This is a genomic window from Paenibacillus sepulcri (assembly GCF_042647105.1).
Lineage (GTDB): Bacteria > Bacillota > Bacilli > Paenibacillales > Paenibacillaceae > Paenibacillus_Z > Paenibacillus_Z sepulcri.
The window spans coordinates 6,792,950-6,807,782 of the sequence record NZ_JBHRUP010000001.1 but is presented as its reverse complement, the minus strand read 5'-3'; the positions used below and the strand labels follow the sequence as shown (position 1 = coordinate 6,807,782).

Annotated in this window: 13 protein-coding genes and 1 pseudogene; 4 read left to right on the top strand and 10 right to left on the bottom strand. The window is 48.3% G+C overall.

All coding sequences use genetic code 11. The annotated features are described in order from the left end of the window. Positions 1-188 precede the first annotated feature (188 nt). A complete protein-coding gene (locus tag ACFOLF_RS29510; protein ID WP_379112765.1) occupies positions 189-1,295 on the bottom strand; it encodes a GerAB/ArcD/ProY family transporter in 1,107 nt (368 codons plus the stop codon). Between the two features lie 199 nt (positions 1,296-1,494). Between ACFOLF_RS29510 and ACFOLF_RS29505 the strand changes: the two genes are divergently transcribed. Then, on the top strand, positions 1,495-1,767 hold the full coding sequence (locus tag ACFOLF_RS29505) for a hypothetical protein (RefSeq protein WP_210037534.1): 273 nt from the start codon (positions 1,495-1,497) through the stop codon (positions 1,765-1,767). Positions 1,768-1,776: 9 nt separating this feature from the next. Further along, positions 1,777-2,196, top strand: coding sequence for a winged helix-turn-helix transcriptional regulator (locus tag ACFOLF_RS29500; protein WP_379112768.1), 420 nt, complete (start codon positions 1,777-1,779; stop codon positions 2,194-2,196). A gap of 188 nt (positions 2,197-2,384) precedes the next feature. Here the strand turns inward: ACFOLF_RS29500 and ACFOLF_RS29495 are convergent. Together ACFOLF_RS29495 and ACFOLF_RS29490 are read right to left on the bottom strand one after the other, a co-directional pair. Next, positions 2,385-2,607: pseudogene (locus ACFOLF_RS29495) on the bottom strand (IS1595 family transposase); the annotation flags it as partial. A gap of 568 nt (positions 2,608-3,175) precedes the next feature. Then, a complete protein-coding gene (locus ACFOLF_RS29490) occupies positions 3,176-3,760 on the bottom strand; it encodes a TetR/AcrR family transcriptional regulator (protein ID WP_379112773.1) in 585 nt (194 codons plus the stop codon). Positions 3,761-4,547: 787 nt separating this feature from the next. On the opposite strand from ACFOLF_RS29490, the gene ACFOLF_RS29485 reads away from it, so the two are divergent. Further along, positions 4,548-5,168: an isochorismatase family cysteine hydrolase gene (locus ACFOLF_RS29485; RefSeq protein ID WP_210037531.1), complete on the top strand. Its 621-nt coding sequence runs from the start codon at positions 4,548-4,550 to the stop codon at positions 5,166-5,168. Between the two features lie 106 nt (positions 5,169-5,274). On the opposite strand, the gene ACFOLF_RS29480 is transcribed toward ACFOLF_RS29485, so the two are convergent. Continuing rightward, positions 5,275-6,201 (bottom strand): SDR family oxidoreductase, encoded by a 927-nt coding sequence (locus tag ACFOLF_RS29480; RefSeq protein ID WP_379219568.1) that lies wholly within the window; start codon positions 6,199-6,201, stop codon positions 5,275-5,277. Between the two features lie 50 nt (positions 6,202-6,251). Further along, entirely contained in the window at positions 6,252-6,548 is a 297-nt protein-coding gene (locus tag ACFOLF_RS29475; RefSeq protein WP_210037530.1) for a DUF4286 family protein, read from the bottom strand. Positions 6,549-7,107: 559 nt separating this feature from the next. On the opposite strand from ACFOLF_RS29475, the gene ACFOLF_RS29470 reads away from it, so the two are divergent. Beyond that, positions 7,108-8,214 carry an acyltransferase gene (locus ACFOLF_RS29470; protein ID WP_210037529.1) on the top strand — a complete coding sequence of 369 codons (1,107 nt, stop codon included), beginning with the start codon at positions 7,108-7,110 and terminating at the stop codon, positions 8,212-8,214. A 9-nt stretch (positions 8,215-8,223) separates the two neighbouring features. On the opposite strand, the gene ACFOLF_RS29465 is transcribed toward ACFOLF_RS29470, so the two are convergent. The 5 genes from ACFOLF_RS29465 to ACFOLF_RS29445 all read right to left on the bottom strand — a co-directional run bounded on the left by ACFOLF_RS29465 (position 8,224) and on the right by ACFOLF_RS29445 (position 14,773). Continuing rightward, positions 8,224-9,048 carry a carbohydrate ABC transporter permease gene (locus tag ACFOLF_RS29465; protein ID WP_210037528.1) on the bottom strand — a complete coding sequence of 275 codons (825 nt, stop codon included), beginning with the start codon at positions 9,046-9,048 and terminating at the stop codon, positions 8,224-8,226. Further along, complete coding sequence (locus tag ACFOLF_RS29460) at positions 9,045-9,929, bottom strand: carbohydrate ABC transporter permease (RefSeq protein WP_210037527.1); 885 nt, start codon at positions 9,927-9,929, stop codon at positions 9,045-9,047. Before ACFOLF_RS29460 ends, ACFOLF_RS29465 begins: the two co-directional genes overlap by 4 nt. 63 nt (positions 9,930-9,992) lie before the next feature. After that, positions 9,993-11,267 (bottom strand): ABC transporter substrate-binding protein, encoded by a 1,275-nt coding sequence (locus ACFOLF_RS29455; protein ID WP_210037526.1) that lies wholly within the window; start codon positions 11,265-11,267, stop codon positions 9,993-9,995. A gap of 153 nt (positions 11,268-11,420) precedes the next feature. After that, on the bottom strand, positions 11,421-12,932 hold the full coding sequence (locus tag ACFOLF_RS29450) for a helix-turn-helix domain-containing protein (RefSeq protein ID WP_210037525.1): 1,512 nt from the start codon (positions 12,930-12,932) through the stop codon (positions 11,421-11,423). Next, positions 12,932-14,773 (bottom strand): cache domain-containing sensor histidine kinase, encoded by a 1,842-nt coding sequence (locus tag ACFOLF_RS29445; protein ID WP_210037524.1) that lies wholly within the window; start codon positions 14,771-14,773, stop codon positions 12,932-12,934. Before ACFOLF_RS29445 ends, ACFOLF_RS29450 begins: the two co-directional genes overlap by 1 nt. Positions 14,774-14,833: the final 60 nt, after the last annotated feature.

Here is a 14,833-nt window from a genome sequence, read left to right as displayed (position 1 = left end):
AGCCCCCGTACTGCTCTGTCAACTCTTCGAAATGTTGGGACTGCAGTGCGTTCAAAAACGCAGCGGTATTCTTTTCTGCATCATGTCGATTCAATAGAATTCGGATGCCCTGGATTCCCTCCTCTCATGCCGGGGGAGGAGACGCGCATTATATCCAGGTAGAAATGGGATGAAAAAACTTGACTGAATTAGCTGCTGCTGTCTTTGACGGCGACCGGTTTTCCGCGTTTTTTACGAATTACCGCAATGAGCAGCAGCAATAAGGGATAGCCGATGGTAATATACAATCCCAATTTTCCGGCATATTCTGCAAACTCATATAATTCAAGCACGCTTTGCGGAAGCATGGCAATCAGAAAGATAAAAGGCAGCATGAAAAAAGCAAATATTTTATGCTCCTTCAAATGAAACATCTGGGTTATGGATTTGACCGTAAGGTAGAAAGTCGACAGCATCGTCGTGAACACGTTAGTCACCCAGACCGCAAGAAACGCCGCGTCCAGCCGTTCCAATATATTGGCGGGCAGTGCCGTTGTTTTAGCCAATTCCAATGTAGGCCACATCAATAATTTGATTTCTTCCGGACCGAATACGGCTACGGAGGAAATGACAATGAGTACATATAACAAACTGGGTATAGCCCAGCCCCAAATCATGGAGAGAAAGGCCTTTGTTGGCGATTTCATGAACGGGATGACCATCGTAATGATGAAGGAGCCTTGAAACAAGGCGGCAATCGTAAATATCCATAAAAACAGGTCGTGATGCTCATTACCCCATACAGGCAGCAAATTCAGGACGCGGGAGTTCTTAAGTGACAATGATACGATAGTAAGGCCGGGCACCATAATGAACGGCAGGTAAAAAAGATGGATACTGGCGAACGTTACAATATCCGTTCGGGCGAATACGGCTGCAAGCAGCAGCATCGCGAGAACGGTCACTTCCAATGGTGTCCTCTTTAATATGGAGGTGATAACCACTTCCCCGAATTCCCTGGAAATCGCAGCCGCCAATATACTGAAGAAAATGACAATACTCAGGCTGGCCACGAATGAGATGCCTCTTCCGATAATATCCTCGCTGTATTGAATAATCGACTGGTCAGGAAAACGGATGCCGAGCACCGTAACAATGATCAGGCCGAATAATCCGACCAGTGTTCCGAGCAGCGTGACAAGCGGAGCTCCGGTATCTGCTGCGCGAACAGCAAGAAGGGGAACTGCGAGAACGCCACCTCCGATTGTAGAACTAACTACAATTGCTGCTACCTGAAGCGTGGTGATGGGACGCAATTCATTTTCTCCTCTCAGAATAAGCGATTATAGGGATAGGTTTCCATTTTTTTCATTCAATTATGTATCGCAATTCTTCTAAACTAAAGTTGAGACAGTCGTTTCATGCAAATAATGATCGCGGTATGGCGGTATGAATGATTGAACGGGTTTACCAGTCTTATAATGGAGTCATCTTTCAAATCAGGAGGGTGAGGCTGTGATCATGGACATTCGTGTAGCTGGTCTTCTAGGCGAGGCAGGAGATTTGAGCGGATTTGTTCATGGCGAAGATCGTTGCCGGCTATCGCCGGCCGTCGTCACCAATGCAATAGCGATCCTAGTGAGCATTGAACCGCAAATAATTAGCGATTCTTATGGGTACATGTTTGTGTCATTAGAACCGTTTGAGGGGATGTTTATGTCACTGGATCGCGACACAAACATCCCCTCAAAACTAAATGCCTCTCCAAGCTTATACGAGGCAGTTTGAACGAAGCTTATGAGAGCCTTGATAAAGTTGGTCTATAACGCAGTCAGGTCAAATACGCCGGCGGCCAGTTGCAGTCTATCTTCTCGTTCGCTGGCGGCATTGCGTCGACGCAGACTCACACGTCAGCACCTGCCTCGGCGATCTTCCTTGACGCTCGATATATTAGGTGATCCATGGAGCCTCGTCATACTTTGCGATGTCCTAATCCATAATAAGCGGCATTACCGCGAGTTTCTTGCTTCAGATGAACGGATCGCAACCAATATTTTGAGCGCACGGCTCCAATCACTCACTGAAGCAGACCTGCTCATCAAGATAGAAGGCGAAACAAACCGCGCACAAACAATGTACCGACCAACGCAAAAGGCGCTTGATCTGTATCCGATCGTCTTTGCCCGATATGAGCATTCCGATCATGCAAGAACTTAAAACAAATGAAAAGGGCTGGAGCAGCGCCTTTTGCGGAATTTCGACGATATTACGTCTTGATTCAATTTGACATGACTATAAGCAAGTTATTTATTAATTACATGTAGAAAAGACATGCAAATACGAGCATGTTTTTTTTATTTTCTATGGTTTTTTCGTATTCCTTGCTATCTAAAAAGCGAAACCAAGCCATTGGACTTGAAATTGTATTGAACCAAACCTTTCTTATTCGCATATGAGCTGAATGCCCTCCACGAATCGGTACAAAGCACGTTTGCATCAGATACATGACCTCTAATACCTTCACCTAATTTCGTTGTCCGTATACGTACAAGAACCAGAGAAAATCATCTTCTGACGGCCATGGGCAACCAATACACAAACCTGGTTATTGCTGATTCCATGGTGTTTATAGAATTCATCGTTCAGCCAATTACGCTAATCACAGTCACGCCACGTAATATCCACGCTCTCGCCGTGGTACTGCTTGCAAAATATACTTGCATAAATATTGCCAATCCGCTTTTTACGTTTTGGGCAGCCATGATCGCTCCGCTGTGGAAGCTGAATATGCATGCGTATTTTGATTCGTATCGCATAATAGGAGTGGACGCACATGTCTGGATCAAAAAAGAGTGGCGCATACGTGGGCGCAAGCGGGGACATCGGCCGCGAGACGGCGCTGACGTTGACCGCCAAAGGTTACGCGGTGATTGTCTCGTCGCGGGGTGATTAGCCGGAATCCGGCAACCGATCCGGGATAACCTCTAGCGCATCCGCTCCGTATTCGGCAGGCTGGACGCGCTAGTCAATACCCGGAGCCAACCCGGTTTCCTGCCTGGGCGTCCATACCCGCCGGCAGAATTGGCGGCCCGGAGGAAGCCAGCAAATATCGGTGGACAAAAGGTCAGATGAAAACATATAGCCGTTAAGCGTGCAACTTCTCCTCCCCGCCCGCGGCAGTCCCGGATTGAGCCGCTTATTGTTCGGGACGTTCGTCGAAGTGACTGTCGATGATGAGCTTGGCGGCTTCGAAAAACACGTCAGGACGGAACCTTTCCTTGTGCATATAGGATGTCGACATGGCGCCATTGCACATGAGCCGCATCTTGAACGCGAGCTCGTCCGGCTTGCGCGCGCCGCCGCGCGTGGCGATTCGTTCGATGGTGTCCCACTGCTCCAGCCGGTTCTCGACCGCTTGGCGATGCGCGGGATGGTCCTCGTCCGGGAATTCCACAACCGCATTCATGTATGCGCATCCTCTGAAGCCCGTCTGCCGCATCCGCTCGACCAATTGGCGAAGCAGCATATAGAGCTGCTCCTTGACCGAATCGGGATGAAGGAGCTCCGCCTCCTTCACTCTCTCCCGGCCGAGCCTGCCCCGCTCTTGCAAATAAGCGACAATCAGGTCATCCTTCGTCGAGAAGCTGCGATAGAAGCTCGCCTTGGCGACGTCCGATTCCTCGATAATCCGGTCGATTCCAACGGCACGAATGCCTTCGCGGTAAAAAAGCTCGGATGCCGTGGCCAAAATCCGTTCCTTGGCCGTGCGTTTCTTCTCCAAATCGTTCCCTCCTGTCATTAGAAAATATATCTATGAGCGATTGACATGAGACAGATTTGTCTGTATCATTCAGTGTATGTGAGACAGACTTGTCTCCCTAATTCTACAGAAAATCCCCTGCTGCTGTCAATTGGGCCATAGCCAATCCGTCACGGGGAGATCTCGGGTAAAAGGAGAGAAAATATTAATGTCCGACGTGTTGGAGTCACACAAACTTGCCGGGAGCGCCGCAGCCAGCAGAAGCAGTGCCAAACCACGGCCGCTTTTGATTACCAAGAATATAACGGCATCATGGTTCCGACAAGACGCCGGGTCTATCCAAGACAAGATGAACATATGATTCCGGAACCGCTATTAATAACGATAGATATGAGCGAAATCTCTTTCAATTAACTCATTCAACAGAGAATGGGGGCAAATGGCCGGATCCAAACCTATCACTAACACTGGCAGCGAAGAGGTCAACGGTTCGATCCCGCCAGGCTCCACTGAAACAATCATTCAAACCACTTCGTCTGAAGTGGTTTTTTTATATTCAGTGGAGCCCAAGAAGGCGTAAGCAGTGTAAACATCATCGTCTGCTAATTCACGGCCTGGAGATCGGAAGTCCTACATTAGCCGGGATCTTTCATCTTACTTTGCACTTGTATTAATACCGATGCGCCATCAAAAAACAGAATATCTCCATGATTCCATTAATATATATTCATAAACGACGATAGCCGAATCATTATATAAATTGTTACTCAAAAGATAGATATATTTAAATGTGAATTGGAGGAGAACAATGTTTAAATCTCATCCTGCTAATACAGCAATTGTCATAACGGACCCACAAAATGACTTTCTTTCACCTGGAGGGAAAGGCTACTATTTAACTAAACATATTATTGAGCATTACAACACACTAGGAAACCTTGAGATTCTAATAAGCACCGCCATGAGTAAAGGGTATCAGCTTTTTGTATCCCCTCATTATATATATCCGCATGATTATGGTTGGCAATTTACTGGAGCTGAACAAGACATGTTATTAAAGCTTCGGGTCTATCAAAAAAATCATGACCACCTTTCTGTGGGAGCTGACTGGGTTCCATCACTTAAGCCATACATTTTGGCAAACCAAACAGTCGTTTCGACCGCCCATAAGGTTGCCAGTCCGCAGAACAATGATCTCGTTTACCAATTACGTCAGCATAGAAAAGAAAAGGTCATTTTGGCAGGTGTCCTATCAAACATTTGTGTAGAATCGCATATGAGAGACTTAATTGAAAATGGATTTCAAACCGCTGTTGTATATGATGCCACTGCAGCTTTAAGCGAGAAGGATTTTCAAGCAGCAATTACAAATTTTCAGGCATTCAGCAGTGCTACGTGGTCAACTCAACAGGCGATCTCTCAATTATAAATCTATCCAATAACTCTCCCAGAGGAAATTCTTTAAGTCTATCATGCCCCTTTCACAGCGATCTTCCTATAAAATCCGTCTCCTCGATGTTTTCATAGACGTTATTTCAAAAATCAGTTTTGGTCGCCAAGTATTTCCAGAATTGCATTTCTTGTTTTACATTGGCAACCTTCTGATCCGCCACTCCATACGCATCCGCTCCCAGAAAAAGATGAACCGGAGGATACTCGGACTCGGAAACTCGAATCAAAACATCCATTCCTTTATTCGGGTCGCCAGGTTGATTCTTATCATAACTCCGGATGCCGGATTCCTGGTTTTTTCTTATTGTCTCATAATCGGCGATAGGATTGCCTCCAGCACGAATCGATCCTTCAGAGAAAAAGTTGGTGCGGAAAAAGCCAGGCTTAACCGATGTGACAAAGATTCCTAAAGGCGCTACTTCCTGCGCCAAAGATTCACTCATTCCATCTACGGCAAACTTTGTAGCGCTATATACGCCGGTAGCAGCCATCCCTTGATATCCGGCTATCGAGGATATATTAAAAATATGACCTGACCTTTGTTTCCGCAGCTGGGGAAGCGCGTGTCTTATTACATTCAACGTTCCAAATACATTGACTTCAAAGTTTTGCCGAATAAGATGATCTGGAACTTCCTCTATTGGTCCAACCTGGCAGTAACCTGCATTATTAACAACTACATCCAATCGGCCAAACCGCTTAATTGTGGCATCAATTGCAGTTTTGACATCTGAATCATTTGTTAAATCCATTTGAAGTGGAAAAAAGTTGTCGTGCAGACCAACGGATAGCTCAAGATCTCTAACCACTCTTGAAGTGGCTGCTACCTTATAACCCCTATCCACCAGTGTCTTAACTAAAGCTAATCCGAATCCTTTGGAAGATCCCGTGACGAACCAGACCTTTTTCTGTGACATCCTTACCATTCCCTTCAGAATTTTTGATTCACTTTTTCTACTCAAATGTCTTCTTAGATTCATTTCATTGACAAAAATAATAACGGATAGCATCTTATATCAATCTAATTGTTAAAAATGAATCCTATACTCCACTCGGTGCTTCACTCCAACACTTCATATACCTGTGACTGAATGGAATCCATGTCCAGAGCATTTGACCATGTCAAGTTTGGCGAATTATTTTGAAAACAGTCCATCGTTTTCTGAATGTCCTCTGTTTCTATTTCATAGATAGCCATATAAGGCAGCTCGGCTTTTACACTGTAATATCTGTTCCCGCTAATAAAGCCCGGGAGTTTGAGAAGCTCGGGGATGTGGATGTGTTTATACCAGTTTCTAAACTCTTCATCTTTACCGTCTTTCGGCTTGGTCATTACCGTTACTATGTACTTACCCATATTAAATCCTCCCGGGATCTCGTATATAATGAGCACTTTGACTACCTTGATTTCTTAAACTAACAGGGAAACAAAAGGACGTTCCAATCTTCCTTGCGGCTTTTATTTTCATCAGTATTCTTTCCTCCACCTGGTATTTATGCCTTTCAGCAATAATCTTCAATTCCCTTCTTTTATAAAAACAATAATTATTGCATGTATTTAGATATCCTAGCCATCCTTTTGCATTATTCAGCCACGAATAGTGCGTACTATCGTTTTTGTACAAGATAAATAACGATAATCCCATGACAACTATTTACAATTAATTATAATTACCTGAATTATTGTAATTTTAATTATTTATGTGGGTATACTCAGGAGTTTTCTAATCGGAATCCGTCGGGAGTGAGAATAAGGGGACCAGGAGAACCGAATATGTCCAGGGGAGTTTTCGGGCATACTGGCTAGAAGATTCTGTAAGCTGATTCGAAGGGAGCGCTGGATGTCCATATGTAAGTAGCTAATCTTTCGTTGGAGGTCATGTTCAGGATATAGATCAACTGCTATCGGAGGGCGTATGGTGAGAGAAAAACTTACTTATCTCGAAATATTAAGGGGATTTGCGATTCTGGCCGTTTTGGCGATTCATACGACGTCGTCCGCGATCACTGAGCTGTCGACGGCTTCGTCACTTTTTCCCGTCTACAAGATTATTAATGCAGCCTCGCATTTTGCCGTGCCGGCCTTTCTCTTCCTGAGCTCGCTCCTGCTTTTTTATCATTATGATGAGAGCACGAAGCAAAACTGGCTCGTTTTTTACCGTAAGCGGCTGAAAACGATCGTTATTCCCTACTTGATCTGGTCCGTGTTCTATTCAGCTGCCGACTCATACGTCAAGCATATGTCCGCGGAAGACAGCCTGCTCGGCTTTGTTAAGGGGCTGCCGTTCGGCGGCAGTTACCCCCATCTGTATTTCATCATTGTGATCGCCCAATTTTACCTGGCATTCCCGCTCTTTCATTTGCTGTTTCGGATCCGATTCGTCAAGAACCATCCACTGCTGTGCGGCGCAGCAGCCCAAACCGCCTTTTACCTGTTGAATTATTACGCTCTTGATATGAAAGGGGTCGGCTCGTTCATCGGCTCGTACCTGCTCTATTTGTTTCTGGGCGCTTATGCGGCCGGAAAATTGAAAACCATTACGGCAGGCGGCAAGGATTGGCGGAGATGGTGCCTTTTTGCCGGATTTATCATCTCCGCCGTTATCTATGTCGGCCAAATGTGGCTGCAGAAAACAAATCCGCACTGGATTCCGCAGCCGTATTACTCTTATCTCAATTTCGTTTCCGACTACTCCTACGCCGCAATCAGCTGCATCATTCTGCTGCAGGCCGCATCGCTGCTGGAAGGAGGACGTCTTCTTCTTTCGCGCAATACGCTGCTTTCGATCGGCACGTACTCATTCGGCATATATTTCATCCATCCATTCTTCCTGCTCCTTTGGCGTCAGGAAGTGATGGTCCACGGCGCGATATCCTATCATCTGCTCATATGGGCAGGAGGAGCGGTCGCATTCATTCTTTCATGGCTGATTACAATCGCCGTTCAGAAATCGCGCCTCGGCGTGTACATCGTGGGGAAATCGGATAGTCGCAGACTTTCTCCTGCGTCTTCAACGACGTAACATCGTTGACTACCCTTTTACCGCTCCGCCTACGATGCCTTTCACAATCTGCTTCTGCATGAGGATGAAGAAGATAAAGATCGGAATAAGCGTTATAACGGTCATAGTCATGAACAAAGGCCAATTCACCGAGAACTCTCCCTTGGCCTTGTAGATTTCCAGAACGAGCGTAGAGTTGCTGCGGGAGCCCAGAAACAGCATCGGGGCCAGAAAGTCATTCCAGATCCACATCGTCTGGAAGATGATGCTCGTGACGGTGATCGGCTTGAGCAGGGGAAGAATAATCCGCCAGAATATTCCCCATATCGAGCTTCCATCAATAATGGCTGCCTCCGACAGCTCTTTCGGGATCGTTTTCATATAACCGAGCATCAGGAAGAAGACGAATACCGCACCCCCTGTATACAAGGCAATCAGCCCGTAAAGACGGTCGACGAGGTTCAAATCGGTCATCAGCTGAAATAATGGAATCAGCGTCGTCTGGAAAGGAATCATGAAGCCAAGCAGCAAATAAAGCATGACATAGTGATTCAGGCGTCCCGGGTTGAAGACGACCGGGTAAGCCGCCATTGCCCCGATCAGCACCATCAGCAGGACGGACACGACGGTCACGACCAGGCTGTTGCCGAAGCTTTGGACGATGGAAGTCTGCTCGAACACCTGGGCGTAATTCGAGAAATCCCAGGTCGTCGGCAGGCTCATCGGTCTGGCCGCCGTTTCCTGCTCGCTCTTGAACGTGTTGACAATAACCAGGTAGAACGGAAAGAACGTCAGCAATCCGACCGGCAGCATCAGAATGTCCAACCACCAATTTCTTCTCACTGCGCCCGTCATTGGATCCGATCCTCCCTCTTCTGCATCAGGGTAACCTGGAAATAGGCGATGACCAGTACAATCAGGAAGAAAACAATGGATATCGCGGAAGCCAGCCCATACTGGGTCTCCGTGATGCCGCGCAGCACGATGACCTGTGTAATCGTATGGGTTTCGAAGCCGGGTCCGCCCTTCGTCAAGGCAAAAGGCACTTCATAGACTTTGAGTCCCCCTGTAAGAAGCAGCATGACGCTTACCGTCATGGCTGGCGCAAGCAGCGGCAGCGTAATATAGCGGATCTGCTGCCGGCGGTTGGCCCCGTCGATCGAGGCGGCTTCATAATAATCCCTGGAAATCGATTGAAGGAAGGCCAGATACAGCACGGCATGCCAGCCCACTGCCGCCCAGGCAGCCACAACAATGGTAGACAGCTTGGCCAGAAGCGGATCCGACAGCCATGGCTGCGGGCCGGCATGGAAGACTTCACGCAGCACCGTGTTGAGAACGCCGGATGGAACGGGAGACAGGATAAATCCCCATATGAAAGCCAGCAAAAGGCCGCTCGGAATGGATGGGAAAAAGAAGATGGCCCGGTGCAAATTTCTTGTCATAAATTTCTGATCCAGTATGAGAGCCAGCGGGATGGCCAGTATCGTGATCAGCAGGGTGCTCAGCAATGCAAACAGCAGGGTGAACGAGATGCCCGATACGATGGCGTCGTCGGTAAATAATTTCATATAATTTTTTAGTCCGGTAAAAGCATAATTCTTGTCATACCCGTCAAAATCCGTGAAGCTCAGGATCAGAGAGCGAATTAACGGATAGATCGTGAATAGCGTGTAGACCAGCAGGATCGGAAGCAGAAAAATCTGGTACTGTAGCAGTCGAAGAACCTTAGTCACGATTGTCTCCTTTCAGCAGCCGAAAGAGCAGCAGGTTTCCCTATTGCCCTGGCGCGATGACTGTTATTTATTTTCCATTTCCTCGAACTTTTTATCGATCGCTTCCGCTGCTTGCTCCGGTGTTATTTTGCCGACTGCCATATCCTGTGTCGAGATGACGAATTGATTGCGGAGCGCTTCCTGATGACGCGGCCACGTTACCATCGGCAGGTAGACGTTTCCTTTCATCAGCCCTTCTTCAAAAGCGGTTTGCAGCGCCGGATGCACCTTAGCCTCGAAGTCCTTGACCGTTATCAACGCTCCCGTTCCGTCATAAAACAGCTGCAGCCCTTCCTGCGTGCTTAAATATTCGATGAACTGCAGCGCTTCCTCCTGATGCTTGCTGGCGGTATTGACCGCAAACCCGACGCCGGGCGCTCCTACATAATAATTCGCTCCCTGCTTCGGACCCGGTATAGGCATCATGCTGAAGTTCAGCCCCTCCGTTGCCTCCAGCTTGGCGATGCTCCATGGACCGCCGAAGAACATCGCGACGTTGCCAAGCGTGAATTCACTCTCAATCTGATCGCCTGTCAGACCGATCATATCCGGCGTAAGTATCTGGGTGTCGATCAGATCCTTTTTCCATAGCTTGAACACTTCCGTCCAGCCTTCGGCGAATGTTTTTTCTCCGGTAAAGATTTTGTCATCAAAATTTGCGTCTGCCGCGAGGGTCATGTTGCCGTACAGCGCGGAATGAATCTGGGTGAGGTCCTGCATATTGTCATAGATCGGAGTAATGCCGGCTTCCTTGAGCTTCAGACAGAGGGCAACGAATTCATCCCAGTTTTCCGGCAGCTTCTCAATTCCCGCCTTCGTGAACAGGTCTTTGTTATAACACCAGCCGCCAACCCAGCCGTTCTGCGTATATGCATATGTTTTGCCGTTTTTGCTGAGCATTGGCTTGTTGCTGTCCAGCATCGTTTCCATGAATGGAAAATCCGTCAGATCCAGCGCATGACCGCCGTCGATAATCTCATTCCGGTTTTCGGCCGCGATCATGAAAATGTCCGTAGCCGATTCCGACAACAGCATCGTCTGGAGCTTGGCAATATAATCCTTCACGGGTGGAGCGAATTGAAAATCAATGGAGATATGCGGATACTTCTTCTTGAATCCGTCGAGAACCGGCTTCATTTCGGTTTCATTGTTCCAGGAAAGCAGGCTCAGCTTAACCTTCTCCGCCGTCTGCCCATTGCTGCTTTCCGCCCCCTGCTCATTGCCGCCGGCGCTGCCGCATGCGCTGAGCAGCAAAGCAGTCAATAGAACAATCGGGAGCAGGCACCTTATTCTTCTCATCGTATTAGTTCCCCCTTCAATACTGGTTGTAAGCACTTACAAGCCATATGATAACTTCTTTGCCGCAACGGGGGAATTCATATTGTTGCATGTTTATTTGTATTTTGTTGCGTAAGCCAGGAGTCATTTGATCTTGCGCCCGCTGCTCCGGATTCAACTGCCGCCTTCCGCACCTGTCTTTGCTTGCCGGTACTGCTTGGGGGACAGGTCAAAATGCTTTTTGAAGCTGCGGCTGAAATGGCTCTCGTCGCCAAAGCCGGTTGCAGCGGCGATCGCACTGTTCTTCATCTCCGTATTGACCAGCATTTCAGCGGCCTTGGACATTCTTGCCTGCATCACATACGTCCAATAATTAATATGCAGCTCCTGCTTGAAGGCTCTGCTTAATTGAAATTTATCCATATTGAACAGCGTGGCGATCCTTTGCAGCGACAGATCCTCGCCGTAATGGAGATCGACGAAATGCTTCACCTGCAGCACCGTTTCACCGGCAAGCGGCGCGGTCTCGGATTTATCGGCAATACGGTGAAGCAGGGCTTGAAGGTAATGCTCAAGTCTATCCGCCGTCCGGTAAGCTTTGAGCATGTCGAGTGTTATTCCAGCCCACTCCGTCTTCCCTGCAACGGAGTCATTCAAGGCTTGTCCGGTTATGTACACATAGTGGAGAATCAGCATATATACGTTTTCCGGATGGAGACGCTTCTCGCGAAAATGATCGAACAGCCCGGATACAAGCTTGCTGACCGAAGCGGATTGAAAGCCATAGGATACCTGCTCCGGAAGCGCGCGTTCATATTTTTGAAGTTCCCTGGTTCTCCAGTCTGTCGTGAAATAGCCTTCCTTGTACAGATTGACCGCTTCCTGCGAATAGAAACGCTGCAGGCCCGCTTCCTCACTCTGCCTGTACAGCTCCAGCAATCTGTCGGGAGTATCAGCGACCGCGCTGATCCCGATTGAAGCCTGTGAATCCGCAAACCGCTCAATCCATTGATCGGATAATTGCCGGTACAACTCCTCCAGCCGCATGGCTGGAACCGGGGCTGTCATTCCCAGCAAGCAGGCATATCCGTCGGGGCTTTTCCGGTGCACGACCGGTATAATCGCATCTTCAAGCCCGGAAATCCACTCGATCAATGACTCGGCGGACGGCTGTCCGCCATCTACATCCAGCAGCATGTATTCCCTTATTTGCAGCGCCTGGAACGAGCGCCCGATCACCTCAAACGATTCTGCCGGACAGGATAAGGACTGAACGATCCGGCCCAGCTCATGAGCGAGCGCTGCTTGCTGCTCATCCTGAATGCTGGCGAGAAGCTCCCTGATGGCGCTCGTCAGTAGAGCGACGTCCACCGGTTTAAGCAAATACTGGGCTACGCTCAGGTGCAGCGCTTCCCGCGCAAATTCAAATTCGTCATAGGCGCTCAAAATAACCGTCTTCGGTTTTCGGAAGGGCTGCTTCAGCTGCTTCAGCATTTCCAGGCCGTTCATGAAGGGCATCTGCACATCAAGTATCAGCAGATCCGGCATGAATTGTTCAATAATCAGCAGCGTTTCCTTGCTGTCGTATGCATGTCTGATCTCGGTAATCCCCAACGAGAGCCAGTCTACCATTTTGTCCAGAAAGGTGTGGAGGGAGGCTTGATCATCGGCTATCAGCAATTTCATTAAAAGTCCCCTTTCCGCAAATCGGCTCCGCCAGGAATGACAGGCAGTAAAATATACAGGGTCGTATGGACATTCTCGTCGCTTCGGATATAAATACCGTAATCATTGCCGAACTTCAGCTTGATCCGGTGGTTGACATTATACAGTCCGATATTGCCTGGCTTTGGGCTGGCAGGATCAATATGCCGCCTCAGCGCCTTCAGACTGTGCCTGTCCATCCCTTTACCCGTATCCCGGATGACGATCAGCAGCCCGCGCTTAACGGAGAGGACGCTTAACTGAATCGCGCCTTCCCGGCGGTTCTCCCCGAAGCCGTGCCGGATCGAATTTTCGGCCATAGGCTGAAGAATGAGCTTCGGAATCTTGTAAGCCAGGACCGCAGGATCCGGAATATGAACCGTCACTGTAATCCGATCCTCGTATTTTTTGTTCATGATAAATAAGTAGTCCTTCATATGGGCGAGCTCCGTCGCCAGCTCCGCCATTTCGTCGGATTGCCGCATGGAGTAACGAAACAGGCTGCTTAAGGAAAGCACGATCGTATTGGAGGATTGGATATTTCCGCATACGATCTCCGTTTGCAGCAGCTGCAGCGTATTGAACAGAAAGTGAGGATTGATCTGGGATTGAAGAGCCTTGAATTCTTCATCCTTCAAGGCGATCCGGGTCAGGTAATTTTGTTGAATGAGCAGCTCAATGCGGTTCATCAGCTCCTTGAATTTGGTGCCGATATGATTGAGCTCCTGATACCGGTAGTCCCTGTTTTTAACAAAAAGCGTGTCATCTCCTCCCATTCTGTCCAGCGTCATCAGCAGCCTGCTGACCGGGCGCGAAATCCGGAAGGTAATAACCACGCTGATCAAGGTATTGAGCAGAATGCAAAGATACAGGATGCGGATAAGATTAGATTTGAGCGGGATGGATTGATCGGAGATTTCCTTCATGGTAACGGTTGCAATCATGGTCAAGCCTTTAATGACGGTGGGCTGATAGATAACGAGATGCTCTTCCCCGTCAATCTCCTCCGTGAAGTTGCCGCCAATATCGGAATCAAGCTTTTCGATCCCCTGGAATTTCAGAGCGTGGCCGATCTGCTCCCTGTCCTGGTGAACGATAATGGTGTGGTTCTCGTCGATCAGGAAGATATTGCCCCTGTTGTGATAGGCGCTCCTCTCGAACATCCCGTTCAGCTTGTCCAGGTCGAGATTGGCGATAACAGAGCCTACCGTGTCCCCCTGAAAGCCCTGCACCTTCATGCCAACGGACAAGGTCGGAAGCCCGTATCGGGACGTATCATCCTTTAAATAGTAGTTTTGTACGTGTACGCCCAGACTGAAGAAGGTGTTGTCCGGATGAGAGCGGAAGGATTCCTGTACCCAGGGCTGCTGCCTGAAGGCATAATCCCACTGGAGGGAATTGCGGCCATTCAAGTTGTTCACGTATCCATTCTGGCCGAGAATCAGCACATCGCTGATCAGGGACTGGTACGTATAAATGCCTTTCGTAATTTCGGCAATATTGCGTTCATGCTGAATCAGGTTGATCATCTCCATCTTGCCTGCCTCGCGCATAAGCGAAGCGACAGAGTAATTCCCTGCCAGGAGGATCAGCGAACGCTTGGTCTCTTCCAGATTGAAGCTCAGGCCCAAGGCGGCCTGCTCCATCACCTTGTTGCTCGAACGGATAATTTCATCCGTCATCATTCTCGTGGAGTCCCGGATAGAGAGCATGCCGAAGAACAGGAGAAGAAGCAGATTAACGATCAAATAGGAAAACAGGATCGTCCGGTAGATCGTTCGATTAAAAATAAAATGCCGAAAAAAACGGAACAATTTCTTCATCAGCCACCTCATTTTGTTTTCCATATTCCGCACGATTGCATTATACCAGAACCATTGGCA